This is a genomic window from Azospirillum sp. UENF 111221, from assembly GCF_058780625.1.
Genome location: NZ_JBSNCH010000005.1, coordinates 1052702 through 1077280, shown reverse-complemented (window position 1 = coordinate 1077280; position 24579 = coordinate 1052702). Strand labels below are relative to the sequence as shown.

Below are 24579 nucleotides of genomic sequence, written 5' to 3'. Positions count from 1 at the left end.
CCGCCAACGGGCCAGGGACAGCCATCGAGAGGACACGCATGATCGGGAAGCTCAACCACGTCGCCATCGTCGTTCCGGACCTGTCGGCGGCGACCGCGCTCTACCGCGATACGCTGGGCGCCGCGGTGTCTCAGCCGGTGGACCTGCCACCGCACGGCGTCACCGTCGTCTTCGTCACTCTGCCCAACACCAAGATCGAGCTGCTGCATCCCTTCGGGGAGAAATCGCCGATTGCAGGATTTCTGGAAAAGAATCCGTCCGGCGGTATCCACCACATCTGCTACGAGGTGGAGGACATCCTGGCCGCCCGCGACCGGATGAAGGAGCAGGGAGCCCGCGTGCTGGGTGACGGCGAGCCGAAGATCGGCGCCCATGACAAGCCGGTGCTGTTCCTGCATCCGAAGGATTTCTGCGGGACGCTGGTGGAGTTGGAACAGGCCTGATCCTGGCCGGCCAGGGGCCAGCTGCGGGCTTGATCGACTGAAATGCGGAGAGGGCGATGGACAACTGGGTGACTGCGGCCTTCGTCTACATCGTCGTGTGGTGGGTGGTGCTGTTCGCGGTGCTGCCCTGGGGCGTCAGGACCCCGGAGACGCCGGAACCCGGCATGGCCTCCTCCGCACCGGTCGAGCCGCGCATTCTGCGCAAATTCATCATCACGTCGCTGGTCGCTCTGCTGGTGTGGCTGGTGATCTTCGGCGTCGAGCGATCCGGCATCGTTTCCTTCCGCGACATGGCGCGGGACATGTTCTGACGACACAGAGGAGCAGGGCGGGTGAGCCTGACCTATTGCGCGGCCGCACCCGGCCATCCCCACCACGGTCCCTACCACGACGGCGAATACGGCTTTCCCAGCAGCGATGACCGGGTGCTGTTCGAGCGTCTGGTGCTGGAGATCAACCAGGCCGGCCTGTCCTGGCTGACCATCCTGAAGAAGCGGGACGCTTTCCGTGCCGCCTTCGACGGGTTCGACATCGACCGGGTTGCCGCCTATGGCGAGGCGGAGCGGGTGCGGCTGCTGGCCGATGCCGGGATCATCCGCAACCGCCTGAAGGTGGATGCGGTGATCGACAATGCCCGGCGCATCGTCGCACTGCGGGAAACCCACGGATCCTTCGACGGCTGGCTGCGTGCCCATCATCCGCTGTCCAAGGCGGAATGGGTGAAGTTGTTCGGCCGCACTTTCCGCTTCACCGGCGGCGAGATCGTCGGGGAGTTCCTGATGAGCCTGGGGTACCTGCCGGGTGCCCATCAGGCCGACTGTCCGGTGCAAACTGTGGTGCTCGGGCTAAATCCACCATGGAAAGCCGCAGTGGACGCCGGTTACGATGGTTATCAGCCCAAGGAATAAGCAAATGTACGCCCAGAACCTCGGCAAACGCTGAAAGGCTGGGCAAAAATGCAAGTATTTTGTGCAGGAGGGGGTTCTGCCTCTGTTTTAGGCTTGCCATGATCGCGGCTCGGGTCCACTCTTTTATGGTGACGAGGGGGGATACTCCCCCCTTTCCGACGCCTGGTGGCGATTCCTCCCTAAACTCGATAGGCCGCGCCGCATTCGCCGCGCGGCCTTTTCTTTTCCATTCGATGCGGGTTGGAACCGGGCGGTGCGGCGGGGACAGAAAATTTCCGCCGATGGTCCAGAAAACGTTAACGGTTTACTTGGTAGCGTTGCTCGGCTTAGTTCCTGTGGCGGGGGTTCCCCAGTGCGGGCGCTCAGCCGGGTTTTCAGATCGCCACCGGGGGGCTGTGCCGTCCGGGGGCTTTCCGCTTTGCTCGCTTATCCAGCTGGACCTTTGCCCGCTCCGGCGGGCGGCAGGAAAGGGACGACAGTCGAGGCGCCGATGGCCGCGAATGAAAACGAACGGTTCAATCAGTTCGCGGCGGTTGTGGCAGCCGAACTGTTGGAGCGCACCAAGAAAAGCATGGAGCTGCTGGCGCCTGAGCAGCAGCCATGCTCGGTCTTGCCCTTCATCCAGACTCCGTCCTTTGTCGAATTCTATCAGGAACTGGTGCGCGTCGGGATTCTGCCGGTCGTGCTCAGCCGCCGTCCGGTGCGCGCCATCGTCGGCGACGTCGACTGGGCGCGGGAAGGGCGGGAGTATCTGCTGACCGTTCTCGACGACCGCTCCAACGCCATCTTCACGGCCTGGGAATTTGCCTGGGACTCGCTGTGGGACGAGCGCAAGATCGGGCAGGATGGCGGCAACAGCAGCCAGTCAAAGCCGAAGAAGGGCTTTTTCAGCGCCTTGTTCGGCCGAAGGCGGGAGGAAAAGACGGGCAGCGACGGCGGCGGCGGCGGTGCGGAGGGCGGCGTGATGGCCGGTCTTCACACGATGCTGACCGAACTGGCGGAAAAGCGCGGCTTCCTGCCCCTGTTCCATGACGATGTCCGCATCCTGAAGGCGCTGCCGCGCCTGAAGCCGGGCCGTGTGGCGCAGGCGTGGAAGGAAATCTCGCAATACCACCACCAGGAGTTTTATCTGCCCGAGCCCGAACAGGCGAAGCCGGGTGTGACCTCCGACTGTTTGCAGAAATGGCATTACAATCTGCCGGACAAGATCGGCGAGTTCCTGGTGCTGAAGGCGGCGATCGATCTGGAACATGTGAACAAGCCGTTCATCGGCAAATACATCCGCCAGTCGGCACGAACCCAGGAGGAGGCGGAAAAAGGAATGCCCTACCTGTCGATCTACTGGAAGGCCATGCGCAATCCGGCCCCGGTGGCCGAACGGCACACGCTGTGATCCCGCGCGGAGCCCTTATATGCCGGCCGGTGCGCGCCGGGCTGGCGGCCCTGCTGCTGTCCCTGGCCCCGGTTCCAGCCCCGGCGCAGTCGCCGCAACCGCTTCCCGGTCCGATCCCGCTGACGCCCGATGCGGCCCGCAACAGGCCGGCCGGCGACCGGCCGGTGATCGACCTGTCGCTGTGCCAGCGTCTGACCCGCCATGTGCCGGCCGCTGACGTCGAATATCGGCCGGGCGTCGATGTCAATGGCCGGGCGGTGGCGCCGGCCGATCTGCCGGGCAGTGCCGGTGCGCAACCGCAGATTCCCATCGATCTGCCGCTGTCGGTCGATCTTGCCCGGCGGATGGGGATCGCCCTGCCGTCGGTGCCCCATCTGCCCAACGACATCACCGCGGTCTGGCTCAGCGTCGTCGGCGACCGGCTCTATCTGAACGGCCAGCCGATCGATCCGGGTGCCGAGGAACGCCTCTACGCCTATTGCCGCACCCGATAGGGAGAGAGGCGGGCAGGACTGACGGCGGGGGGCTTACAGTGGACAAGTGAGGGCGACCTTCCTAAAGTCGCTCACCCGCCGTCGTGTCCGCTCTTTCGTTGCGAAGCAGCGGGCGCGTCGGCCTTGTCGAACACCTCGCACACGAGAGCAGAGCCATGCGGCTGTCCAGCTTCTTCATGCCGACCCTCAAGGAGACCCCGACCGAGGCGCAGATCGTCTCGCACCGCCTGATGCTGCGGGCCGGGATGATCCGCCAGACCAGCGCCGGCATCTATGCCTGGCTGCCGCTGGGCTATCGGGTTCTGCGCAAGATCGAGCAGATCGTCCGCGAGGAGCAGGACGCCGCCGGCGCGCAGGAACTGCTGATGCCGACCATCCAGTCGGCCGATCTGTGGCGCGAGAGCGGCCGTTACGACGATTACGGCAAGGAGATGCTGCGCATCACCGACCGTCACGACCGCGAGATGCTGTTCGGTCCGACGAACGAGGAGATGATCACCGACATCTTCCGGTCCTTCGTCAAAAGCTACCGCCAGTTGCCGCTGAACCTCTACCACATCCAGTGGAAGTTCCGTGACGAGATCCGCCCGCGCTTCGGCGTGATGCGCGGCCGTGAATTCCTGATGAAGGATGCCTACTCCTTCGACATCGACGCTGCCGGCGCCCGCCGCTCCTACCAGAAGATGTTCCTGGCTTACCTGCGCACCTTCGCCCGCATCGGGTTGAAGGCCATTCCGATGCGCGCCGACACCGGCCCCATCGGCGGCGACCTCAGCCACGAGTTCATCATCCTGGCCGAGACCGGCGAGAGCGGCGTCTTCTGCCACAAGGACTGGATGAACCTGGACGTGCTGAAGGACGCCCCCGGCATGGAGGACGACCTGCAGCCCTTCTTCGACCGCATCACCTCGATCTATGCGGCGACCGACGAGAAGCACGACCCGGCCAACAGCCCGGTCCCGGAGGCCGATCTGGTGTCGGCCCGCGGCATCGAGGTCGGCCACATCTTCAACTTCGGCACCAAATATTCCAAGCCGATGAACGCGGTGGTCGCCGGTCCGAACGGCGAGTCGATCCCGGTGGAGATGGGCAGCTACGGTATCGGCGTGTCGCGCCTGATGGGGGCGATCATCGAGGCCAGCCACGACGACAACGGCATCATCTGGCCGGACGCCGTCGCCCCATTCAACGTCGGCCTGATCAACCTGAAGTCCGGCGACGCCGAGACCGACCGTGTCTGCGCCGAGCTGTATGCGAAGCTGGAAGCGGCCGGTCTGGAGGTCGCCTATGACGACCGCGACGAGCGTCCCGGCGCCAAGTTCGCCGACATGGATCTGATCGGCGTTCCCTGGCAGCTGGTCGTCGGGCCGCGCGGCCTGAAGAACGGCGTCGTCGAGCTGAAGCGCCGCGCCACCGGCGAGAAGGAAGAACTGCCGGTCGAGGCGGCGCTGGCAAAGCTGCTGGGCTGATTGGCTTAACCCGAAGAGGAAGCCCGGACCGACAAAGTCGGCGGTCCGGGCTTTGCCCTTTTCCCGCCACGCTCACGTTCTTATGTAGGGCATCGCTTCCGCCTGTTTCAGGCCCCGCCACAGGACCCCCGCCTCATGATCTTCAATGCCTTCGAACGCATGGTCGCGATGCGTTACCTTCGGGCGCGCCGCCAGGAAGGGTTCATCTCGGTCATCGCGGGGTTCTCGCTGCTGGGCATCGCGCTCGGCGTGGCGACGCTCATCATCGTGATGGCGGTGATGAACGGCTTCCGGGCGGAGCTGCTGGGCCGGGTGCTCGGCCTCAACGGGCATTTGAACGTCTATAGCTCGCGGGGCGGGCCGCTGCCGGACTTCGACATCCTGGCCGGCAAGCTGCGCAACACGCCGGGCGTGGTCAACGTCACCCCGACGGTCGAGGGGCAGGCGCTGGTGTCGGTGCGCGGCGTCGCATCCGGCGCCGTCATCCGCGGCGTGCGGGCGGAAGACTTCAAGGTGCGGCCGACGCTCGCCAACAACGTCATCCGCGGCTCGGTCGACGAGTTCGGCGAGGATCGCGTCGCCATCGGCGTGCGCATGGCACAGCGGCTGGGGCTGTCGGTCGGTGACCAGATCACGCTGATCGCACCGCAGGGCAACGTCACCGCCTTCGGCACCGTGCCGCGGATGCGCAGCTATCCCATCGGCGCGATCTTCGACGTCGGCATGTTCGAATACGACAACAGCTTCATCTTCCTGCCGCTGGAGGAGGCGCAGGCCTTCTTCCGCACCGGCGACGCCGTGACCTCGCTGGAGGTCTTCGTCAGCGACCCGATGCAGATCGCCGCGGCCCGGTCCGCCGTCCAGTCGGTGGTGGCAGGAGAGGGCAGGGTGGTCGACTGGCAGCAGTCGAACGCCAGCTTCTTCACCGCACTCCAAGTTGAGCGCAACGTGATGTTCCTGATCCTGTCGCTGATCATCATGGTGGCGGCCTTCAACATCATCTCCAGTCTGATCATGCTGGTTAAGGACAAGGGGCGCGACATCGCGATCCTGCGCACGATGGGGGCGACGCGCGGCATGATCATGCGCATCTTCTTCCTGTCGGGCGCCAGCGTCGGCGTCACGGGGACGCTGCTGGGGCTGGCACTCGGCGTGTCCTTCGCGCTGAACATCGAGAGCATCCGGCAGGTCATCCAGGGGCTGACCGGCACCAACCTGTTCAATGCCGAAATCTATTTCCTGTCCCATCTGCCGGCCAAGATCGACTGGAGCGAGGTGACACAGGTGACGTTGATGGCTTTGGGCCTGTCCTTCGCCGCCACCATCTACCCGTCCTGGCGCGCCGCCCGGCTCGACCCGGTGGAGGCCCTGCGCTATGAGTGACGCCGTCATGCAGCCGATGCTGGAACTGAAGGGAATCGTCCGCCGCTTTGAACAGGCGGGCGAGACGCTGGAGGTGCTGCGCGGGGTCGACCTGACCGTCGGCACCGGGGAACTGGTGGCGCTGGTCGGCCCGTCGGGGGCCGGCAAATCGACGCTGCTGCACATCGCCGGCCTGCTGGAACGGCCCACCGGCGGCACGGTGCGGATCGCAGGCACCGATGTGTCCAATCTGGACGACGGCAAGCGGACCGAGGTGCGCCGCCGCTCCATCGGCTTCGTCTACCAGTTCCACCATCTGCTGCCGGAATTCTCGGCTCGGGAGAACATCGTCCTGCCGCAGATGATCGCCGGCGTGTCGAAGTCGGTCGCCCGGCAGCGTGCCGACGAGCTTCTGCGCATGGTCGGGCTGGAGCAGCGCGGCACCCACCGTCCGGCCCGCCTGTCGGGCGGCGAGCAGCAGCGCGTCGCCATCGCCCGCGCGCTGGCCAACGCCCCGTCGCTGCTGATCGCCGACGAGCCGACCGGCAACCTCGACCCGCACACGGCGGAGCATGTCTTCACCATGCTGTCGGCCATCGTCAGGCAGGCCAAGGTCGGTGCCCTGGTCGCCACCCACAATCTGGACCTTGCCCGCCGCATGGACCGGGTGCTGGAGATGCGCGACGGCCTTCTGGTGGAATACCAGCCGTCGGAGCTGGTGCCGCTGACCGAGGTGGCATCGGAAGCCTCGTAACCGGCGTCATAGGCCGAAAGCGGATCCGTCTCCCGGTTGCCAAGCCGGTGCGTCGCCACCACTCTCATGCGCGACCGCACCGGCTGAGCTGCGGCACGAGGCAAAACAGGGGCATCGGGGATGGACCAGCGGATCATCGACCTTTACGACGAATACACCCACGCGCCGCTGCCGCGCCGGGTGTTCCTGGAACGGCTTGCGGCGCTGGCCGGCAGTGCGGCGGCCATTCCGGCCATCCTGTCGGCCATCGAGCCAAACTATGCCCGTGCCGCCGTGGTCGGCGAGGACGACACCCGTCTGGCGGCGGAAAAGGTGTCCTTCCAGGGGGCGACCGGCGACGTGTCCGGCTATATCGCCCGGCCGAAGCTGGCGGACAAGGCTCCGGCGGTGGTCGTCATCCATGAGAACCGCGGCCTGAACGCCTATATCGAGGACGTCACCCGCCGCCTCGCCACCGAAGGCTTCGTGGCGTTTGCCCCGGACCTGCTGTCGCCGCTGGGCGGCACGCCGCAGGATGCCGACAAGGCGCGCGACATGATCGGCCAGCTCGACACCGACAAGACGGTCAACAACCTGATCGCGGCGATGAGCTACCTGATGGCCTATCGCTATTCCTCGGCCAAGGTCGGGGCGGTCGGCTTCTGCTGGGGCGGCGGCATGGTCAACCGGCTGGCGATCAAGGCGCCGGACCTGAAGGCCGGCGTCGCCTTCTACGGCCCGACCCCCGACCCGGCGCTGGTCACCACGGTCAAGTCGCCGCTGCTGCTGCACTATGCCGGGCTGGACGAACGCATCAACGCCGGCATTCCCGCGTACGACGAGGCGCTGAAGAAGGCGCATGTCGAACACCAGATCCACGTCTATGACGGCGTCAACCACGCCTTCCACAACGACACGTCGGCCGAGCGCTACAACAAGGACGCCGCCGAGCTGGCCTGGAAGCGGACGGTGGAGTTCCTCAAGGCGAAGCTGGCGTAAGGCGGCCGTCAGCCCAAGACCGCCGCCGTATCCACGACCGTCGCATATTCGCCGTCCATGTTGGCGAGCGACAGGTCGTGGACCTCGTCGGCGGTCCGCAGCCTCCCCGACCTGTCCTTCCTGGCGAAGGTGAAGCAGGCGTCGGCCACCAGGCGCACGTCGTAGCCGAGGTTGCCGGCCATCCGCACCGTCGCCTCGACGCTGTTGTTGGTGATGACGCCGGTCACCACCAGCGTGGCGATGCCGCGGCCGCGCAGCCACTCGTCGAGCCCGGTGCCGATGAAGGCGCTGTTCACCCGCTTGCCGATCACGGTCTCGCCGGGCAATGGCCGCGCCTCTTCCTTGAAGTCATGGCCGGGACCGCCGGGGCGGTAGCTGGAGTCCGGCTCCACCGAATCGTGGCGGATATGGACGATGGGCCGTCCGTCCCGCCGCCACGCGGCCAGCAATGCCGCGACGTTGGCCTCCGCCTGCGGGTTGTTGCGTGGACCGGTCAGGGCCCAGCGCGGGTCGTCGATGGCCTTTTGCAGGTCGATGACCAGCAATGCGGCGTTGGAGGGAAGCTTTTCCATGCCTGCGATCCTGCCGCGATTGTCCATCGCGTGACAAGTCCGCAGGTTTCTGGCTCTAATCCGGCGCTCCACTCCCGTTTCCCTTTCCCAGCGCTCAGCCGGAGGCGCCGTGCTCGCATCCCCCCTGTCCTTGCTCGCCGTCGCCGTCGGCGGTGCCGCCGGTTCGGTGGCGCGTTACCTGATGCTGCTCACGATTGCGCAATGGATCGGAACCCGCTTTCCGGTGGGGACGATCATCGTCAACGTGATCGGCTGTACGGTGATGGGGGTGCTGTCGGAACTTGCGGCGCTGACATGGTCGCCGTCGCCAGAACTGCGCGCCTTCCTTCTGGTGGGCGTGCTGGGCGGCTTCACCACATTCTCCTCCTTCACGCTGGACATCGGTGTCCTCGTCGCCCGTGACGAGCTTGCCGCGGCGGCGGGATACTTCCTCGCCTCGACGCTGTTCAGCGTGGTGGGCTTCTTTGCCGGCCTGTGGGCCGTGCGTTCTCTTGTTTCGGTGTCCCTCTGATGACTGACTCTCCCAAGCCCACTGCCGATAACGCCGATACCGCGTCGACCGAAGCCAAGGGCGACAGCAAGGTCGAAACCCGCATCGTGACGGCCGACGAGGCCGACATGCGGCTCGACCGCTGGTTCAAGCGCCATTTCCCCGACGTGAACCACAGCTATCTGCAGAAGTTGCTGCGCACCGGTCAGGTCCGCGTTGACGGCAAGCGGGCGGAGACGTCGACACGGTTGGCGGCTAAGCAGGGCGTGCGTATCCCGCCGCTGGCCGCCTGGGCCGCACCGGTCAGGGGGCCGGGTCAGGGAAGCAGCAAGCCAAAGGGCATGTCGGACAAGCAGATCGCCGAGTTGCAGGCGATGGTGCTCTACCGCGACGCCGACGTGATCGCCATCAACAAGCCGCCCGGTCTGGCGGTGCAGGGCGGTACCGGCACCTCCAAACATCTTGACGCCATGCTCGACGCCCTGCGCTTCGACGGCAACGAGCGGCCGAAACTGGTCCACCGGCTGGACAAGGACACCTCCGGCGTCCTGCTGCTGGCCCGCACCACCTTCGCCGCCAGCAAGCTGACCGAGCTGTTCCGCGGCAGTGCTGTGCGCAAGATTTACTGGGCCGTCACCGTCGGCGTGCCGACGCCCTACCAGGGCAAGATCGATCTGGCGCTGGCCAAGGAAGGCGGCCCGCATGGCGAGCGGGTGGCGGAGAGCAAGGAAGAGGGCAAGCGCGCCCTTACCGTCTATTCGGTGCAGGAGAATGTCGGCAAGCAGGCGGCCTTCGTCGCCATGTGGCCGCTGACCGGCCGCACCCACCAGCTGCGCGTCCACATGGCCGCCGTCGGCACGCCGATCCTGGGCGACGGCAAATATGCCGGGCAGGGCGCCTTCCTGGCCGGCGGAGCCGAGGTGGCGAAGAAGCTGCACCTGCATGCCCGCCGGCTGATCCTGCCGCATCCGCGCGGCGGCAAGACCATCGACGTGACGGCGCCGTTGCCCGACCACATGCTGGCGACCTGGAAGTATTTCGGCTTCAGCCCAAACCTGCGCGACGACCCGTTCGAGGATTTCGAGTGATGGCTCCGCAGGGGAAGCCGCCGTTGCGCCTCGCCCTCTTCGATTGCGACGGCACGCTGGTCGACAGCCAGTTCGCGATCATCGACGCCATGACCCGCGCCTGGGCCGAGCATGGGCTGGGCGAGCCCGAGCCGGCGGATGTCCGCCGCATGGTCGGGCTGTCGCTGGTGGAGGCGGTGGCCCTGCTGCTGCCGCAGCGGGATGCCGACCTGCATGTCGCGGTGGCGGAAAGCTACAAGCGCGCCTTTTCCAGCGCCCGCAGCCGCGGCGAGGTGGACGAGCCGCTGTTCCCCGGCATCGTCGACACGCTGGCGGCGCTGGAGGAGGCCGGGGTGCTGCTGGGGGTGGCAACCGGCAAGTCACGGCGCGGGCTGGATGCGGTGTTGAAGGGCCATGGGCTGACCGGGCGCTTTGTCACCTTGCAGACCGCCGATGTCGGTCCCGGCAAGCCCAACCCGCACATGGTGCAGCGGGCGCTGGCGGAGACCGGTGCGGAGGAAGCGGCGACGGTTGTGATCGGCGACACTACCTACGACATTCAGATGGCCCGCAACGCGCGGGTGCGGTCGGTCGGCGTCTCCTGGGGCTATCACGCGGTGCCGGAACTGGAGCGGGCCGGGGCCGACCGCATCGTCCACCGCGGGCGCGACGTCGCCACCGCAGTGCTGGAGCTTTTGGAAGGGTAAGCGATGAAGCGTTTCTACAAGGCGGCGGGCGTCGGCAAGGTTGGGGGCGAGACCGAGGGCGGTTTCCGGGTCGAGCTGGACGGCCGCCCCGTGCGTAGCCCCGCCAAGGCGCCGCTGGTCTTCCCGAGCCTGCCGCTGGCCCAGGGCGTGGCTGACGAATGGGCGGCGCAGGGCGACCAGATCGACGCTCATTCCATGCCGCTGATGCAGCTGTCGAGCACCGCCGTTGATCTGATCCCGGTGAAGCGGCCGGAGATTGTTCCCGCCATCAGCGCCTATGCCGAAACCGACCTGTTGTGCTATCGCGCCGAACATCCCCAGCCGCTGGTGGAGCGGCAGGCCCGGCTCTGGCAGCCTCTGCTGGATTGGGCAGCGCTGACTTATGACGCGCCGCTCCATGTCTGCGCCGGGCTGATGCCCAAGCCGCAGCCGGACGAGGCTCTGGCCGCCCTGCGCCGGGTGGTGGAGCGGACGGACGACTGGTATCTGTCGGCGCTTCAGACCGCGACCGGCGTCTGCGGATCGATCATCGTCGCGCTTGCTCTGCTGGAAGGCCGTCTCAACGCCGAGGAAGCGTTCGAGGTCTCGCAGCTGGACGAAACCTACCAGATCGAGCAGTGGGGTGAAGACGCAGAGGCCACGAAACGCCGCACGAACGTTCGCGCGGAGATCGTGGCCTGTCGGCGCTTCGTGGATTTGCTGCGGGGCTGAAGGGCGGGGGCGGATGCCCCCACCTCGAATCGCAAGCAGCCCTTACTTCGCCGTGGTGGTGCCGGTCGTCGGGGCGGCGCCCGGGGCGACCGTTTCCTTCTCCGCCGGCTTGCGGTTCTTGTTCAGCGACGTCATGGTGTCGTCGTACTTGAAGTCCGGCATCGCCTTGACGTCGTCTCGGCTCATGCCGGCGAGGTTCAGGCGGTTGTTCTGAGAATCCCAGTTGGCGGCACTGTAATCGACCGCGACCTGCTTCTCGCCGATGCCGAGGAAGCCGCCCGAGCTGATCACCAGCTGCTTGGCCTGACCGGTGCCGTCGAGGATGACGTCGTCAACCTCGCCGATCTTGTTGTTGTCGCGGCCATAGACGTTCTTGCCGATCAGTTCGTCGGCGCTGGCGAGCTGGCCGCCCGTCGGACCGGACTTGGTCATGCTGCTGTTGGTGGTGCTGTCCGGCGTTGCGGTGTTCGACATGCTGGACGTGGACGAGGACGGATTGCCCACGGTCGGCGACGAGGTCTGCGCGACGGCGACGCCCGTCATGAGAGCCAGCGAGGCGGCGGTGACGATCAGGGTGCGACGCATGAGGGTGGCTCCTTATGTCGTTGTGTCTGAAGACATCACAACAACAGGAGCGAAGCCCGTTTGATCACTCCTTCCGGGAACTCTTTCGGTGTGTGACTAACCCTTCGTGGTATGGTCCCACCCAGGTTCGCGCGGTGTCAGAACCGCCGGCCCTGCCTGAAAGCTCAGTCCGCTCTCGGCCGCGCACTGCACATCCTCCAGCCGCAGCAAAGCGAGCGCGGCGCCGTCGCGGCCACTGCGCATTTCGCCAATGTCCTTGCCGTCCAACGTCACCGGAGTGCCGGCGTCCGGCATCGGGCCGTCGACGGTGACCGGGAACAGCTTCTTCTTGATCAGGGCGCGGTATTTGGTGCGGGCGGTCAGCTCCTGCCCCATGTAGCAGCCCTTGTCCCAGGAAATTGCGTTCAGCGCGTCCATCCGGCTTTCCAGCGGGATCGATTTCTCCGGGATCAGGTCCAGCGTGCCGTCGGGGATGCCGAACGACAGGCGACGCCGGTCGTAGTCTGTGGCCTCGCGCGGCGCCAGACCGGCCGCCTCCAATGCCGCAAGCCCGTCCGCCGGCAGAAACAGGCGGGCCCCCAGCGCCGGCAGCCGCGGGTCGGTGAAGGCGACGCCGCCAGCGAAAGCCCGTGCCGCACCCGGTTCGGCCGGCAGGCCCAGCGCCTCCAGCGCGCCGGCCCCGAAGGCGACGACCACGCGAAGCTGCTCCGTCCGGTCCTCCAGCGCGATTTTCGAGCGCAGCTTGTACATCTTCAGCCGGCGCAACAGGTCGGCGCGGCGCTCCGTCTCCGGGTCCAGCAGCAGCACGGCGTCCGATTCTGCTCCCGACTCGACCAAGTTGAAATCATGAAGGAACTTGCCCTGCGGCGTCAGGAACAGGGCATAGACGGCACGGTCCGGCGCGACCCGCAGCACGTCGTTGGACACCAGCCCTTGCAGGAACGCCTTGCGGTCCTCGCCCGTAACCGCCACCACGCTCCGCTGGTCCAAAACTGCGTAACCCGCCGACATCCTCGCCTCCACATCATCCAATCGACTGAAGTGTTGGGCGGAACGGCCCGGCTGGCAAGGGCTTGCCGCACTGCAATGCCCTGGCAATGAGCTGGGCGAAGGGCTGGGTTGCAGGAGCCGACTGTGGCATGATGACCAAAGCGGCAGATGCATCACCGTTGGGCAGAGGATCGGTTGTTGACGGCCGGTGGTGCCGCCGGATTACTCTGTTGGTAGCGGTGGCACGGCTTTGGCAATGCCATACAGGTTTGACCTTTTTCCGGATTGCTCCTCCTTGCCTTCGCACGCCGAGACCTACCCCCCGGACGCCCCGCCGCCCCGTTTGGAGCTGCGCGGCATCACCAAGCGATTCCCCGGCTGTCTGGCCAACGACCATGTCGATCTCGTCCTGCAACCGGGCGAGATCCATGCGCTGCTGGGTGAGAACGGGGCCGGCAAGTCGACCCTGGTCAAGATGATCTATGGGGTGCTGCACCCGGATGCCGGAAACATGTTGTGGCAGGGGGCGGAAACGGTTGTTCCCGACCCGGCCGGTGCGCGCCGTCTCGGCATCGGCATGGTGTTCCAGCATTTCTCGCTGTTCGACACGCTGACGGTGACCGAGAACATCGCGCTCGGCCTCGACAATGCCGGACCGATGGATCAGCTCGCCGGCCGTATCCGCGAGGTGTCGGAACGCTACGGTCTGGCGCTGGACCCCGGCCGCCATGTCTTCCATCTGTCGGTGGGCGAGCGCCAGCGGGTGGAGATCGTGCGCTGCCTGCTGCAGGATCCGAAGCTGCTGATCATGGACGAGCCGACCTCCGTCCTGACGCCGCAGGAGGCGGCCAAGCTGTTCGAGACGCTGCGCGTCCTGGCGGCGGAGGGCTGCACGATCCTCTACATCTCGCACAAGCTGGAGGAAATCCGCGCCCTGTGCAGCCGCGCCACCGTGCTGCGCGCCGGCAAGGTGGTGGGTGCCGCCGACCCGCGGCAGGAGACAGCGCGCAGCCTTGCCGAGATGATGATGGGGGCGGAGCTGTCCACCCCCGAGCGGCCGCCGCAGGGTGTGGCCGGCGTTGCCCGCCTGACGGTGCGCCACCTGTCCACCACCTCCGACAATCCCTTCGCCACCAATCTGAAGGACGTCAATTTCGAGGTGCGGGGGGGCGAGGATTCTCGGCATCGCCGGTGTGGCCGGAAACGGGCAGGCGGAACTGATGGCGGCCTTGAGCGGCGAGGTTCTGCTCGCCGACGCCGATGCCGTGGTGATCGAGGGAACCACGGCCGGGCATTTGGGACCGCGGGCCCGCCGGACGCTTGGCCTCGCCTTCGTGCCGGAGGAGCGGCTGGGCCGGGGTGCGGTGCCGGAACTGAGCCTGTCGGAGAACGCGCTGCTGTCCGGCTATGCCCGCGAGCCGCTGGTGCGCGGCGGCATGGTCCATTTCGCCCGCGCCCGCGCCTATGCCGAGACGATCATCCGCGGCTTCAACGTCGTGGCGCACGGTCATCGGGCGGAAGCGCGGTCGCTGTCGGGCGGCAATCTGCAGAAATTCATCATCGGCCGCGAAATCCTGCAGAAGCCCAAGCTTCTGGTGGTCGGCCAACCGACCTGGGGTGTCGATGCAGGTGCTGCCGCGGCGATCCACAAGGCGCTGATCGATCTGGCGCGGTCGGGTGCGGCGGTGCTGGTCATCAGCCAGGATCTGGATGAGCTGTTCGTGCTGAGCGACCGGATTTCCGTGCTGTTCCATGGCCGCCTGTCCGACAGCCGGCCGACGCACGAGACGACGGTGGAGCGCATCGGCCTGCTGATGGGCGGCCTGTTCGGCACGCCGCCGGACGAAGACGGGGAGATCACGCGTGCGGTCTGATGGTTTTTTGAGCACCGGAGACGCCGCATGAGCTTCATCCGTCTTGAACCGCGCGGGCAGGCGTCGAAGACCATGGTCTACGTTACGCCACTGTTGGCGGTGGCGCTGACCCTGCTCAGCGGCTTCATCCTGTTCCTGGCGATGGGCTTCGACCCGTTGAAGGCGCTTTATTCCTTCTTCGTCGCGCCCGTGACCTCGGTCCGCGGTATCGGCGAACTGGTGGTGAAGGCGACGCCGCTGGTGCTGTGCGCCGTCGGGCTCGCCATCGGCTTCCGCGCCAATGTCTGGAACATCGGCGCCGAAGGGCAGCTGACGCTGGGCGCCATCACCGGCGGCGGGCTGGCGCTTGCCTTCTATGGCGAGGGCGGCTGGTGGCTGTTGCCGATGATGGTGATCGGCGGAGCTGTCGGCGGGGCGGTCTGGGCGGCGGTGCCGGCCTTTCTGCGGCTGCGCTTCAACGCCAGTGAGATCCTGACCAGCCTGATGCTGAATTACGTGGCGCTGCTGCTGCTGAACTATCTGGTCCATGGCCCATTCCGCGATCCCGACGGCTTCGCCTTCCCCAAATCGCGGCTGTTCGAGGCCGAGGCCACGCTGCCGATCCTGTGGGCCGGGACCCGCGTCCATTTCGGCGCACTGCTTGCCCTGCTGGCGGTGGCGGGCGGCTGGCTGTTGATCGCGCGGACCTTCATCGGCTTCCAGATCAAGGTGATCGGCCTGACCCCGGCCGCGGCCGGCTATGCCGGCTTCGACCAGAAGCGGATCGTCTGGCTGACGCTGCTGCTGTCGGGGGCGCTGGCCGGAATCGCCGGCATGGGCGAGGTCGCCGGTCCCATCGGCCAGATCACCGCCAGCATCTCGCCCGGCTACGGCTATACCGCCATCATCGTTGCCTTTCTGGGCCGGCTGCATCCGGTCGGCATCCTGCTGGCGGCTTTGCTGATGGCGCTGTCCTTCATCGGCGGCGAGGCGGCGCAGATCGCCATGGGCCTGCCCAAGGCCATCACCGGAGTGTTCCAGGGCATGCTTCTGTTCTTCCTGCTGGCGAGCGACGTGCTGATCCGCTACCGGGTCCGCTTCGGTGCGCGGAGGGCCGCGGCATGAGCGACCTTGCCCTGATCGGCCCGATCCTGGCCGCTATGTTCGCGGCGGCGACGCCGCTGCTGTTCGCCGCCTTGGGCGAGCTGGTGGTCGAGAAGTCGGGTGTCCTCAACCTGGGTGTCGAGGGCATGATGCTGGTCGGCGCCGTCTGCGGCTTCGCCGTCACGGTTCAGACCGGCAGCCCCGTCACCGGTTTTCTCGTCGCGGCCTTCGCTGGCGCCGCCACCGCCTCGCTGTTCGCCGTGCTGACCCTGTTCCTGCTCGCCAACCAAGTGGCGACCGGGCTCGCGCTGACCCTGTTCGGCGTCGGCCTGTCGGCGCTGATCGGGCAGGGCTTCGTCGGCATTCCGCTGGAGGGCCTGCCCAAGCTCCACATCCCCGGCCTGACCGACCTGCCGGTGGTGGGGCAGGCGCTGTTCGGCCAGGACATCATGGTTTATCTGGCGGTCGCCGCCGTGCCGCTGGTCCACCTGTTCCTCTACCGCAGCCGCGCCGGTCTCGTCCTGCGCGCGGTGGGGGAGAACCACACGGCCGCCCATGCGCTGGGCTACAAGGTCCTGCGCATCCGCTTTTTCGCCGTGCTGTTCGGCGGCGCCATGGCCGGGCTGGGCGGTGCCTTCCTGTCGATGGACTACACGCCGATGTGGGCGGAGAACATGACTTCGGGCCGCGGCTGGATCGCGCTGGCGCTGGTGGTCTTCGCCACCTGGAAGCCGGTGCGCGCCATGCTCGGCGCCTGGCTGTTCGGTGGCGTCACCATCCTGCAGCTGCATGTCCAGGGGCTGGGCATCGACGTGCCGTCGCAGCTCTTGTCGATGCTGCCGTATCTGGCTACCGTTCTGGTCCTGGTGCTGATTTCGCGGGACGTCGCCCGCATCCGCCTGAACGCGCCGGCCTGTCTGGGAAAACTGTTTCATCCCGATGCTTGACGCGTCGTTTTGAAAACGAAACAAAGCCCATATCTCACGACATCAAGAATAAGGAGCGTCGACGTGAACAGAAGGACGATGGGCAAGACGGTGCTGGGTCTGGCCGGTGCCGCGATCGCGCTGAGCGTGGGGCTGGGTGCCGGCATGGGCTCCGCCTTCGCGCAGGAGAAGCTGAAGGTCGGCTTCGTCTATGTCGGCCCGGTCAGCGACCATGGCTACAGCTATCAGCACGACCAGGGCCGTCTGGCCGTGGAGAAGGCGCTGGGCGACAAGGTCACCACCACCTTCGTCGAGAATGTGCCGGAAGGCGCCGACGCCGAGCGCGTGATCGAGCAGCTGGCGGCCAGCGGCCACAAGCTGATCTTCACCACCTCCTTCGGCTTCATGAACCCAACGCTGAAGGTGGCCAAGCGCCATCCCGACGTGAAGTTCGAGCATGCCACCGGTTACAAGCGCGCCGAGAACGTCGCGACCTATTCCGGCCGTTTCTATGAGGGCCGTACGGTGGTGGGCGCCATCGCCGGCAAGATGACCAAGTCGAACATCATCGGCTACATCGGCTCCTACCCGATTCCCGAGGTGGTCGGCGGCATCAACGCCTTCACCATCGCGCTGCGCGAGCAGAACCCGAAGGCCGAGGTCCGCGTGGTCTGGGTCAACAGCTGGTACGATCCCGGCAAGGAAGCCGAGGCGGCCAAGGCGCTGATCGACCAGGGTGCCGACATCATTGTCCAGCACACCGACAGCCCCGCCCCGATCCAGACCGCGCAGGAGCGCGGGCTGTGGTCGGTCGGCCAGTCGTCCGACATGACCCGCTTCGGTCCGAAGTCGCACCTGACCGCGATCGTCGAGGACTGGAACGGCTACTATGTCGACCGCGTGAAGGCGGTTCTCGACGGCAGCTGGAAGCCGATCGACACCTGGGGCGGCATCAGCACCGGCATGGTCGAGCTGGCCCCCTACAACCCGGCGATTCCGGCCGACGTCGTGAAGATGGCCGACCAGATCAAGGCCGACATCGTGTCCGGCAAACGCCACTCCTTCCAGGGTCCGGTCAAGGACCAGTCCGGCAAGGTCGTGATCCCGGAAGGCAAGTCCGCCACCGACGAGCAGATCCTGAAGATGGACTGGTACGTCGAAGGCGTGCAGGGCAAGGTTCCGAAGTAAGCGTCGTACGGCGCTTCCGACCGGGGGGTGATAATCTCCGGTCGAAAGCGCCGTCCGTTTTTACAGATACTCGCCCAGCAGGCGCAGGAACGGACGCGCTTCCTGCAGGACCAGGATGGTCTGGTGGAGCAGGTCCTCGGGCGAGGCGTGGTGTTCCAGCCGGATTTCCGAGAACAGGATGATCTTTTGTCCGCCCTGAACGATGAAGCGGACATGCGGCAGCCCTTCGATCCCGCGCAGGACCGCCAGCAGGGCGCGGCGGCGCTCCGGAGCCTGGGCCGTGTAGGGCACGTGGCCGACATCCGCCCAGATCTGGCAGATCGAGCCGCCGCCGTCCTCCGGCCCTTCATGCCGGACGGCGACGTTGAAGGGCAGCCCGTCGGCCATGAAGGTCAGCTTGCAGGGACGGGGCGGCTTGGCGATGCCGAGAACGCCCTCGGGCGTCATCTCGATCGAGCCGGGATTGATGGGCAGGGCGCCGTCCGGCACTTCGGCCAGCGATTGAATGGTCTTCAGATCGGGAACGGACAAGGCGGCACGCTCGGCTTCAGGGGCAATGGAGACGACAGCATGGGCTCCGCCCGCTAAAATTCTGTAAAGGCTTGCAACGCACAGCTAGAATGGCTGTTCGCTGTGGTCTGAAAATACGAAGAAAGCAGGCGATGTCCGCCATCGATACCGTCGTCGTCCCCATCCACCGAGCCGGCTGGCCCTTCATCGCCGGTTTCGCGGTGGTCTCCCTGATCCTGGGTCTCGCCGTCTGGGCGCCGCTCGGCTGGATCGGCCTGGTGCTCACCCTGTGGTGCGCCTACTTCTTCCGCGATCCCGACCGGGTGACGCCGACGCGGCCCGGACTGCTGGTCAGCCCCGCCGACGGGCACGTCACCATGATCGTCCAGGCGGTTCCGCCCAAGGAACTCGGCATGGGGGACAAGGCGCTGACCCGGATCAGCGTGTTCCTCAACGTGTTCAACGTCCACGTCAACCGCGTGCCGGCCGACGGCACCATCATGGCCGCCGAATACCACAAGGGCACCTTCGTCAATGCCGCGCTGGACAAGGCGAGCGACGAGAACGAGCGGATGGCCTTCCGCCATCGCCTGCCGGACGGGCGCGAGATCGCCTATGTCCAGATCGCCGGCCTGGTGGCGCGCCGTATCCTGTGGTGGGTCAAGGCCGGGCAGCAGGTGAAGGCGGGCGAGCGCTTCGGCCTGATCCGATTCGGCAGCCGCACCGACATCTATCTGCCCGACGGCGTCGCCCCGCTGGTCTGCGTCGGCCAGACCGCCATCGGCGGCGAGACGATCCTGGCCGACCTGGACGGGACCGAAGCGCAGCGGCAGGGGGATGTGCGGCGATGAAACGACCGCCCGTCTTCCGCCAGCAGATCTTCCGCCCACACCGGGCGCGCCGGCCCGGCCGGCCGCACCCGCGTCTGAAAGGGCTGTCGATCAACCACCTGTTGCCGAACGTCCTGACGGTGCTGGCGCTCTGCTCCGGCCTGACCGCGATCCGATTCGCCATGCAGGAGCGGTGGGAGCCGGCGGTCATCGCCATCGTCATCGCCGCCATCCTGGATGCGCTGGATGGCCGGATCGCCCGCCTGCTGAACGGGCAGAGCAAGTTCGGGGCGGAACTGGACAGCCTGTCCGACGCCATCAGCTTCGGCGTCGCCCCGGCCTTCATGATGTATTTGTGGGGGTTGAACGGCGCGGGCAGCCTGGGCTGGATCGCCGCCATGGCCTATGCCGTGTGCTGCGCCTTGCGGCTGGCGCGCTTCAACTCGCGGCTCGGCGTGGTCGACCTGCCGCCCTGGGCCTACAACTACTTCACCGGCGTTCCGGCGCCGGCCGGTGCCGGCCTCGTGCTGCTGCCGATGATCCTGGGGTTCGAGATCGGTCCGGAGTTCCCCGGCCATCCGGCCGTCATCGTGCCGTGGACCCTGCTGATCGGCGGGCTGATGGTCAGCATCCTGCCGACCTTCTCCTTCAAGGGTGCCCGGGTTCCGGCCCATTGGGTGGTGCCGGCCCTGGCCGGCGTCGGGCTGCTCGCCGCGATGATGGTCAGCCAGCCCTGGTGGACACTGTCCATCGTCGGCATCGCCTATATGGTCAGCCTGCCATTCTCCATCGCCCAGTTCCGCAAGCTGCAACGGGCTGCGGAACTGATGCGCACGGAGATCGGCGAGCCGCCGGAGATGCAGGGGACCGAGGTGCAGGCTCAGGCTTCGGAAGCCGTGACGCCCGAGGACGAGGCGCGGAAGCCGGTCTGACCGGCTTCCCCTTTTCTTATTCTGCCGCGACCAGTTCCGCAATCCGCTCGGCTGCCACAGCCGCCTCGGCAGCCAGCTCTGATACGCTGACGCGCACCACCATCGGGATTTGTCCCAGGCACCGGCCGACATGGTCGGTTTCCGCCTGGGGCAGATCGCCGATCTCCATGGCGATGTCGAGCATGTCGCCGGTCAACCGGCTGTGCAGGGCCAGCGGGACCAGTCCGCGCTTGGCGACATATTCCAGAACGCGGGGCAGGGTGCCGGGATCGGCGTCGGCCACCAGGGAGAAGACGACCCGGCGGCCGGGTGCGGTGACGCGCGCGTCCGAAGCGGACACGGGGGTGGCTTTTGAAGAATGGCTATGCGCGGAATCGGTGATCAGGGTGCTGGACATGGCGTGATCGGGCCTTCAGACGGTTCTGCGGACTGGACGAGCGAAATCCCCGGCTCTCAAAGGAGAACCGGGCCGCTAATTCGCAGAATGCCGTCGATGCGATGCACGTTCATGGACAGGAGCCTAAGCGGCCCGCTGCCGTCCGTCAACAGGGACGAACTCGCCGAAAGATCGGACGTGTCGCGTTCGGGGAGCGCCGGTGGGGCGGCATCCCTCCTTGGTGGTGGCAAACCGTCACGTTCGAGCCGGACAGGAACAAAGTCCAGGGGACCCCGTTGAGGTTCCGCTTGTCCGTCACAAATGCTCCATCATAAGGGAGAGGGCCATGCTCGGCACCATTCTGCTCATCATCCTCATTCTGATGCTTCTCGGCGCCGTTCCGGCCTGGCCGCACAGCCGCGGCTGGGGCTATGGTCCCAGCGGCATCCTCGGCGTGCTGCTGATCGTTCTGATCGTTCTGCTGCTGATGGGTCGGATCTGATCCCCACCCTGTCGGTCTGATGCTATCTGCCCGATGGGCGGCGGGGCCGGCGGAGTGCGAACATCAGCCATCCGACCGGTCCCAGCATCAGCACCATCACCAGCCACCCGGCGCGCGGCCCGAAGGGGCAGCGCGACCCGGCCGGCGGCCGCCAGCCGCCACCCCGGCGCGACAAAGCCACATGCAGCAGCGGCAGCCCGTACAAGGCGAACAGGATCAGCCAGGGGATCGCGGCCCAGGGAATCATGGCGGAAAGATCGGCATTCATCCTCCGACGATAGCATCGATCTCCAGTCTGTTGCGACCGATCGTCACGTCATAATGCGCATGCATGCAGCCTCGGTTGCGCTGCACACAGGGCAACGAGGTTGAAGCCGGTGGGGACTTTCGGCTAGGGTCGTCGACAAGATCGTCCGAAGGGCCTAGCCATGGCACTGGAAATCGAGCGGCGCTTTCTCGTCCGCAAGGATGTCCGGCATCTCTGCCGGAATGGCGTCCGAATGGTCCAGGGATACCTGCCGTCCGACGGCGCCAGCACGGTCCGCGTCCGCATCGCGGAAGACCGGGCGACTCTCCACCATCAAATCGCTGAAGCGTGGAGCGTGCCGGGACGAGGTGGAGCATCCGCTGGACCTGGATTTCGCACGCCAGCTTCTTCTCCACGGCTGCGAAGGCCGGGTGATCGAAAAGACACGCTACCGCCATCGCCAGGACGGCCTGTGCTGGGAGATCGACGTCTTCGACGGCGAGAATTCCGGCCTCGTCATCGCGGAGGTCGAGTTGGAGACCCCTGACCAGACGGTGCCGCTGCCGGACTGGATCGGTGCGGAGGTCACCACGTTGCGTGCCTATGGCAACTCCGCCCTTTCCCGTGCGCCGATCCGGCGCTGGTCCGCCGCCGCCTGAAAGGTCGCGTGTGCGGGCGCGACCAGAGCGGCGATAAGCCAGCAGAGTGGGTCAGGCCGTGCGCACCTTGTTCAGGAAACCCTGAACCTCGCCACGCAGGCGGTCGGCCTGAGTTGCGAGAGTGCGGCTGGCATCCAGAACCGCATCGGCGGCGCCGCCGGTCTTGGTGGCGGCGGTCGTCACCTCGGCGATGTTGCGCATCACCTGCTGGGTGCCTTCTGCCGCCTGCTGGACATTCTGGGCGATCTCGCGCGTGGCGCTCCCCTGCTGTTCCATTTCGAGCGCGATGTCCGTCACCGTGCCGCTGATCGCGGTCACGGCGTCGGAGATGGTGCGGATGGCCTCCACCGCGCTGGTGGTGGCGGTCTGCATCTCCGCGACCTGGGCGGAAATCTCCTCGGTCGCCTTGGCGGTCTGGCCGGCGAGGTTTTTAACCTCGGTCGCCACCACGGCGAAGCCCTTGCCGGCCTCGCCGGCGCGGGCGGCTTCGATGGTGGCGTTGAGCGCCAGCAGGTTGGTCTGTTCGGCAATCTCGCCGATCAGGCCGACGACCTGACCGATGCGCTCGGCGGCCATCGACAGCCCCTCGACGATGCTGTTGGTCTGCACCGCCTTGTCGGCGGCTCCCGATGCGGTGGCGGAACTGGCGTTCAGCTGGCGCGAGATTTCGGCGATGGAGGCCGACAGCTGTTCCGCCGCCGCGGCGACGGTCTGCACGTTCGCGGTCGCCTGCTGCGAGGCGGTGGCGACGGCGGTGGATTTCGCGGTGGTCAGCGCCGCATCAGACGACATCTCCTGGGCATCGCGGCCCAGCGAGCCGGCCGATTCGGTCAGCGAGGTCACCACGCCCGACACCGCCTGTTCAAAGCCGTTGGCGAATTCGTTCATCGTCCGGCGGCGGTCGGCGTCGATCTGGACGCGCATCTCCTCCCGCTCGCGCTCCATCCGCCGCATCTCCAGGGCGTTGTCCTTGAAGATGGTCATGGCGGCGGCCATGTTGCGCAGCTCGTCCTTGCGGTCGCCGCCGGGGATGTCGACGCTCAGGTCGCCTTCGGCGAGCCGGCCCATGGCGCCGGTCATGGCGTGCAGCGGGTGGGTGATGGCGCGGTCGATGATCCAGGCCATCAGCGCGCCCAGCAGCAGCGCCACCGCCGCACCGATGGCGATCACCATGCCGGCGCTGGCGCGGCCGGCCTCGCGATCCTCGCGCTGCAGAGTGACCAGTCGGCCAACCTGACCGCTGACCGCGGCCGATGCCTTGGCCATCGCCGCCGACGCGTCGTGCTGCTTGGCGACGGCGGAGGACAGCGCGGTGAATTCCGAATCGAAAGCGCGGGCGGCTTCGGTGATGGCGGCGATCAGCGCCCGCCCTTCCCGATCGACCAGGACGGCACCGGCCTGTCCGGCGATGGTCAGGATCTCCTTCACCGCGGCAGCGGCTGCGACTTTGGCGTCCGCCGAGCCGGTCAGCAGGAAATCGCGCTGGGCCAGCATCGCCGATTGGGCGTCCTGCACCAGCCGCATCGCCAGACCGCGCAGCATGACGGCCTCGTTCACCTCGCTTTGGGCGTATTTCGAGGCTTCGGTCAGCGCTTCGGTCACCATGGCCTGGTTCTTCTGGAGTTCCACGGCCCGCTCCTGCACGCCGCGGGCGGCCTCGTCCAGCCCCGCGGCCACGCCGACCTCGGTCAGTGCGGCGATGCCCTTGCCGTGCAGGGCGCGCACGGTGTCATGGTAGGCGCGGGCGTCGCCGGCGATCCGTGCGGCGGATTCCTCGTCATTGGTACCGACGAGGTCCTTGGCGACGGTGTCGGTGATCTGCACCAACTCGTCCAGTGCCGCGACGATGCGATCCGCCAGGGCCTGATCGGCGTTGCGGCGCAGATCGCTCTGCTGGCGCCGGACCTCCAGCACCCGCTCGATGACACGGTTCGCGCGCTCCGCCGTGTCCATGCTGTGGCGCAGCTCGGTGTCGGCGTCGCGCTTGCTGGCCATATTCAGGTCATAGCGCTCCGATTGCTGCTTGCCGATCTTCTCGGCGATCTCGCGCAGGGCGCGGGCGCGCATTTCCATGCTGGCGGTGCGGGCGTGCGCCTCGCCGTCCTGGGCGACGAAATTGTTGAAGGCGGCGCGGTAGCCGTCGATGCCGGACAGCACCTCGTCCAGCAGCCGGCGTCCTTCGCCGTCGGTCAGGGCGGCGCGGGTCTGCTGCGCTTCGGCCTGCAGGGCGTCCAGCATGCCCGGAACGTTGGTCGCGGCCTTGGCGTCGCGTTCGGTGACGAATCGCGCCTCCTCCAGCCGCACCGACTTCAGCCTCGTGTCGAGGTCGGCGGTATGGGCTTCCAGACCGACCCGTTCGGCGTAAGTGCTCAGGCTGTTCCAGCCGACGAACGCCACGCCAACCGTCAGGAGCAGCACGGCGGCAAAGCCAAGTGCGATCCGCGTTCCGATCGTCATGGATTATGGACTCCCCGATGGCATCGCAAGTGGCGATGCTTCTCCCCGTTCATTGGGACGATTGAACCACAG

Annotated in this window: 27 protein-coding genes and 1 pseudogene; 21 read left to right on the top strand and 7 right to left on the bottom strand. The window is 66.8% G+C overall.

Features of this window, described 5'->3' with window-relative positions; genetic code table 11:
• Positions 1 to 38: 38 nt before the first annotated feature.
• From mce to ACWPN3_RS19485, 9 genes are all read left to right on the top strand, one after another.
• Positions 39 to 443, top strand: a complete 405-nt coding sequence (mce, locus tag ACWPN3_RS19525) for a methylmalonyl-CoA epimerase (protein WP_492240856.1) — start codon at positions 39 to 41, stop codon at positions 441 to 443.
• A 56-nt stretch (positions 444 to 499) separates the two neighbouring features.
• Positions 500 to 754, top strand: a complete 255-nt coding sequence (locus ACWPN3_RS19520; protein WP_109096503.1) for a DUF1467 family protein — start codon at positions 500 to 502, stop codon at positions 752 to 754.
• 21 nt (positions 755 to 775) lie between these two features.
• Positions 776 to 1351, top strand: coding sequence for a DNA-3-methyladenine glycosylase I (locus ACWPN3_RS19515; RefSeq protein ID WP_492240855.1), 576 nt, complete (start codon positions 776 to 778; stop codon positions 1349 to 1351).
• Positions 1352 to 1841: 490 nt separating this feature from the next.
• Positions 1842 to 2744, top strand: coding sequence for a hypothetical protein (locus ACWPN3_RS19510; RefSeq protein ID WP_109096505.1), 903 nt, complete (start codon positions 1842 to 1844; stop codon positions 2742 to 2744).
• On the top strand, positions 2741 to 3238 hold the full coding sequence (locus ACWPN3_RS19505) for a hypothetical protein (RefSeq protein ID WP_492261689.1): 498 nt from the start codon (positions 2741 to 2743) through the stop codon (positions 3236 to 3238). Before ACWPN3_RS19510 ends, ACWPN3_RS19505 begins: the two co-directional genes overlap by 4 nt.
• 155 nt (positions 3239 to 3393) lie before the next feature.
• A complete protein-coding gene (gene proS / locus ACWPN3_RS19500; protein WP_455181925.1) occupies positions 3394 to 4707 on the top strand; it encodes a proline--tRNA ligase in 1314 nt (437 codons plus the stop codon).
• A gap of 135 nt (positions 4708 to 4842) precedes the next feature.
• On the top strand, positions 4843 to 6090 hold the full coding sequence (locus ACWPN3_RS19495) for a lipoprotein-releasing ABC transporter permease subunit (protein WP_109096508.1): 1248 nt from the start codon (positions 4843 to 4845) through the stop codon (positions 6088 to 6090).
• Positions 6083 to 6823 carry an ABC transporter ATP-binding protein gene (locus tag ACWPN3_RS19490; protein WP_492240854.1) on the top strand — a complete coding sequence of 247 codons (741 nt, stop codon included), beginning with the start codon at positions 6083 to 6085 and terminating at the stop codon, positions 6821 to 6823. The genes ACWPN3_RS19495 and ACWPN3_RS19490 overlap by 8 nt, the downstream gene beginning before the upstream one ends.
• Positions 6824 to 6943: 120 nt before the next feature.
• Entirely contained in the window at positions 6944 to 7801 is an 858-nt protein-coding gene (locus ACWPN3_RS19485; protein WP_492240853.1) for a dienelactone hydrolase family protein, read from the top strand.
• 8 nt (positions 7802 to 7809) lie between these two features.
• Here the strand turns inward: ACWPN3_RS19485 and ACWPN3_RS19480 are convergent, their stop codons facing one another.
• Positions 7810 to 8373 carry a cysteine hydrolase family protein gene (locus ACWPN3_RS19480; RefSeq protein WP_492240852.1) on the bottom strand — a complete coding sequence of 188 codons (564 nt, stop codon included), beginning with the start codon at positions 8371 to 8373 and terminating at the stop codon, positions 7810 to 7812.
• Between the two features lie 109 nt (positions 8374 to 8482).
• Here ACWPN3_RS19480 and crcB point away from each other — a divergent pair, with 109 nt between their 5' ends.
• From crcB to ACWPN3_RS19460, 4 genes are read left to right on the top strand one after another with little or no spacing between them, the layout of a single operon-like run.
• Positions 8483 to 8884 (top strand): fluoride efflux transporter CrcB, encoded by a 402-nt coding sequence (crcB, locus tag ACWPN3_RS19475; protein ID WP_109096512.1) that lies wholly within the window; start codon positions 8483 to 8485, stop codon positions 8882 to 8884.
• Positions 8884 to 9951 (top strand): RluA family pseudouridine synthase, encoded by a 1068-nt coding sequence (locus ACWPN3_RS19470; protein ID WP_492261688.1) that lies wholly within the window; start codon positions 8884 to 8886, stop codon positions 9949 to 9951. Before crcB ends, ACWPN3_RS19470 begins: the two co-directional genes overlap by 1 nt.
• Complete coding sequence (locus ACWPN3_RS19465; protein ID WP_109096514.1) at positions 9951 to 10637, top strand: HAD-IA family hydrolase; 687 nt, start codon at positions 9951 to 9953, stop codon at positions 10635 to 10637. Before ACWPN3_RS19470 ends, ACWPN3_RS19465 begins: the two co-directional genes overlap by 1 nt.
• Positions 10638 to 10640: 3 nt before the next feature.
• Positions 10641 to 11348 (top strand): ATP12 family chaperone protein, encoded by a 708-nt coding sequence (locus ACWPN3_RS19460; protein WP_492240850.1) that lies wholly within the window; start codon positions 10641 to 10643, stop codon positions 11346 to 11348.
• Positions 11349 to 11390: 42 nt separating this feature from the next.
• On the opposite strand, the gene ACWPN3_RS19455 is transcribed toward ACWPN3_RS19460, so the two are convergent.
• Together ACWPN3_RS19455 and ygfZ are read right to left on the bottom strand one after the other, a co-directional pair.
• Complete coding sequence (locus ACWPN3_RS19455; protein WP_109096516.1) at positions 11391 to 11933, bottom strand: PRC-barrel domain-containing protein; 543 nt, start codon at positions 11931 to 11933, stop codon at positions 11391 to 11393.
• Positions 11934 to 12029: 96 nt separating this feature from the next.
• Positions 12030 to 12908, bottom strand: coding sequence for a CAF17-like 4Fe-4S cluster assembly/insertion protein YgfZ (gene ygfZ / locus ACWPN3_RS19450; RefSeq protein WP_492261687.1), 879 nt, complete (start codon positions 12906 to 12908; stop codon positions 12030 to 12032).
• Positions 12909 to 13131: 223 nt separating this feature from the next.
• Between ygfZ and ACWPN3_RS19445 the strand changes: the two are divergent.
• The 4 genes and pseudogenes from ACWPN3_RS19445 (at position 13132) to ACWPN3_RS19430 (ending at position 17994) form a co-directional block, all read left to right on the top strand.
• Positions 13132 to 14797, top strand: a pseudogene (locus tag ACWPN3_RS19445) (ABC transporter ATP-binding protein).
• 27 nt (positions 14798 to 14824) lie between these two features.
• Positions 14825 to 15901, top strand: a complete 1077-nt coding sequence (locus ACWPN3_RS19440; protein ID WP_492261686.1) for an ABC transporter permease — start codon at positions 14825 to 14827, stop codon at positions 15899 to 15901.
• Positions 15898 to 16827: an ABC transporter permease gene (locus ACWPN3_RS19435; RefSeq protein ID WP_109052092.1), complete on the top strand. Its 930-nt coding sequence runs from the start codon at positions 15898 to 15900 to the stop codon at positions 16825 to 16827. The genes ACWPN3_RS19440 and ACWPN3_RS19435 overlap by 4 nt, the downstream gene beginning before the upstream one ends.
• Before the next feature lie 78 nt (positions 16828 to 16905).
• A complete protein-coding gene (locus tag ACWPN3_RS19430) occupies positions 16906 to 17994 on the top strand; it encodes a BMP family ABC transporter substrate-binding protein (RefSeq protein ID WP_109096520.1) in 1089 nt (362 codons plus the stop codon).
• A gap of 60 nt (positions 17995 to 18054) precedes the next feature.
• Here ACWPN3_RS19430 and ACWPN3_RS19425 read toward each other — a convergent pair whose 3' ends face one another.
• On the bottom strand, positions 18055 to 18525 hold the full coding sequence (locus tag ACWPN3_RS19425) for a hypothetical protein (RefSeq protein WP_492240847.1): 471 nt from the start codon (positions 18523 to 18525) through the stop codon (positions 18055 to 18057).
• Between the two features lie 131 nt (positions 18526 to 18656).
• Between ACWPN3_RS19425 and ACWPN3_RS19420 the strand changes: the two genes are divergently transcribed.
• Positions 18657 to 19355 carry a phosphatidylserine decarboxylase gene (locus ACWPN3_RS19420; protein ID WP_492261685.1) on the top strand — a complete coding sequence of 233 codons (699 nt, stop codon included), beginning with the start codon at positions 18657 to 18659 and terminating at the stop codon, positions 19353 to 19355.
• Entirely contained in the window at positions 19352 to 20266 is a 915-nt protein-coding gene (locus ACWPN3_RS19415; RefSeq protein ID WP_109096522.1) for a CDP-alcohol phosphatidyltransferase family protein, read from the top strand. The genes ACWPN3_RS19420 and ACWPN3_RS19415 overlap by 4 nt, the downstream gene beginning before the upstream one ends.
• Positions 20267 to 20282: 16 nt before the next feature.
• Here the strand turns inward: ACWPN3_RS19415 and ACWPN3_RS19410 are convergent, their stop codons facing one another.
• Positions 20283 to 20606 (bottom strand): ACT-like domain-containing protein, encoded by a 324-nt coding sequence (locus ACWPN3_RS19410; RefSeq protein WP_492240845.1) that lies wholly within the window; start codon positions 20604 to 20606, stop codon positions 20283 to 20285.
• 382 nt (positions 20607 to 20988) lie between these two features.
• Between ACWPN3_RS19410 and ACWPN3_RS19405 the strand changes: the two genes are divergently transcribed.
• On the top strand, positions 20989 to 21144 hold the full coding sequence (locus ACWPN3_RS19405; RefSeq protein WP_042694949.1) for a DUF3309 family protein: 156 nt from the start codon (positions 20989 to 20991) through the stop codon (positions 21142 to 21144).
• A gap of 22 nt (positions 21145 to 21166) precedes the next feature.
• Here ACWPN3_RS19405 and ACWPN3_RS19400 read toward each other — a convergent pair whose 3' ends face one another.
• The gene (locus ACWPN3_RS19400) at positions 21167 to 21391 is read right to left on the bottom strand and encodes a hypothetical protein (RefSeq protein ID WP_247872832.1); all 225 of its coding nucleotides are present in this window, start codon (positions 21389 to 21391) and stop codon (positions 21167 to 21169) included.
• Between the two features lie 368 nt (positions 21392 to 21759).
• On the opposite strand from ACWPN3_RS19400, the gene ACWPN3_RS19395 reads away from it, so the two are divergent.
• Positions 21760 to 22050, top strand: coding sequence for a CYTH domain-containing protein (locus tag ACWPN3_RS19395; RefSeq protein ID WP_492261684.1), 291 nt, complete (start codon positions 21760 to 21762; stop codon positions 22048 to 22050).
• 51 nt (positions 22051 to 22101) lie between these two features.
• Here the strand turns inward: ACWPN3_RS19395 and ACWPN3_RS19390 are convergent, their stop codons facing one another.
• Positions 22102 to 24507, bottom strand: coding sequence for a methyl-accepting chemotaxis protein (locus ACWPN3_RS19390; protein WP_109096526.1), 2406 nt, complete (start codon positions 24505 to 24507; stop codon positions 22102 to 22104).
• Positions 24508 to 24579 lie beyond the last annotated feature (72 nt).

Excerpts from the sequence above, each read along its gene's own strand:
- mce (WP_492240856.1), top strand. The coding sequence starts at position 39 with ATGATCGGGAAGCTCAACCACGTCGCCATCGTCGTTCCGGACCTGTCG.
- ACWPN3_RS19520 (WP_109096503.1), top strand. The coding sequence starts at position 500 with ATGGACAACTGGGTGACTGCGGCCTTCGTCTACATCGTCGTGTGGTGG.
- ACWPN3_RS19510 (WP_109096505.1), top strand. The coding sequence starts at position 1,842 with ATGGCCGCGAATGAAAACGAACGGTTCAATCAGTTCGCGGCGGTTGTG.
- proS (WP_455181925.1), top strand. The coding sequence starts at position 3,394 with ATGCGGCTGTCCAGCTTCTTCATGCCGACCCTCAAGGAGACCCCGACC.
- ACWPN3_RS19495 (WP_109096508.1), top strand. The coding sequence starts at position 4,843 with ATGATCTTCAATGCCTTCGAACGCATGGTCGCGATGCGTTACCTTCGG.
- ACWPN3_RS19490 (WP_492240854.1), top strand. The coding sequence starts at position 6,083 with ATGAGTGACGCCGTCATGCAGCCGATGCTGGAACTGAAGGGAATCGTC.
- ACWPN3_RS19485 (WP_492240853.1), top strand. The coding sequence starts at position 6,944 with ATGGACCAGCGGATCATCGACCTTTACGACGAATACACCCACGCGCCG.
- ACWPN3_RS19480 (WP_492240852.1), bottom strand. The coding sequence starts at position 8,373 with ATGGAAAAGCTTCCCTCCAACGCCGCATTGCTGGTCATCGACCTGCAA.
- ACWPN3_RS19470 (WP_492261688.1), top strand. The coding sequence starts at position 8,884 with ATGACTGACTCTCCCAAGCCCACTGCCGATAACGCCGATACCGCGTCG.
- ACWPN3_RS19465 (WP_109096514.1), top strand. The coding sequence starts at position 9,951 with ATGGCTCCGCAGGGGAAGCCGCCGTTGCGCCTCGCCCTCTTCGATTGC.
- ACWPN3_RS19460 (WP_492240850.1), top strand. The coding sequence starts at position 10,641 with ATGAAGCGTTTCTACAAGGCGGCGGGCGTCGGCAAGGTTGGGGGCGAG.
- ACWPN3_RS19455 (WP_109096516.1), bottom strand. The coding sequence starts at position 11,933 with ATGCGTCGCACCCTGATCGTCACCGCCGCCTCGCTGGCTCTCATGACG.
- ACWPN3_RS19440 (WP_492261686.1), top strand. The coding sequence starts at position 14,825 with ATGAGCTTCATCCGTCTTGAACCGCGCGGGCAGGCGTCGAAGACCATG.
- ACWPN3_RS19435 (WP_109052092.1), top strand. The coding sequence starts at position 15,898 with ATGAGCGACCTTGCCCTGATCGGCCCGATCCTGGCCGCTATGTTCGCG.
- ACWPN3_RS19430 (WP_109096520.1), top strand. The coding sequence starts at position 16,906 with ATGGGCAAGACGGTGCTGGGTCTGGCCGGTGCCGCGATCGCGCTGAGC.
- ACWPN3_RS19420 (WP_492261685.1), top strand. The coding sequence starts at position 18,657 with ATGTCCGCCATCGATACCGTCGTCGTCCCCATCCACCGAGCCGGCTGG.
- ACWPN3_RS19415 (WP_109096522.1), top strand. The coding sequence starts at position 19,352 with ATGAAACGACCGCCCGTCTTCCGCCAGCAGATCTTCCGCCCACACCGG.
- ACWPN3_RS19405 (WP_042694949.1), top strand. The coding sequence starts at position 20,989 with ATGCTCGGCACCATTCTGCTCATCATCCTCATTCTGATGCTTCTCGGC.
- ACWPN3_RS19400 (WP_247872832.1), bottom strand. The coding sequence starts at position 21,391 with ATGATTCCCTGGGCCGCGATCCCCTGGCTGATCCTGTTCGCCTTGTAC.
- ACWPN3_RS19390 (WP_109096526.1), bottom strand. The coding sequence starts at position 24,507 with ATGACGATCGGAACGCGGATCGCACTTGGCTTTGCCGCCGTGCTGCTC.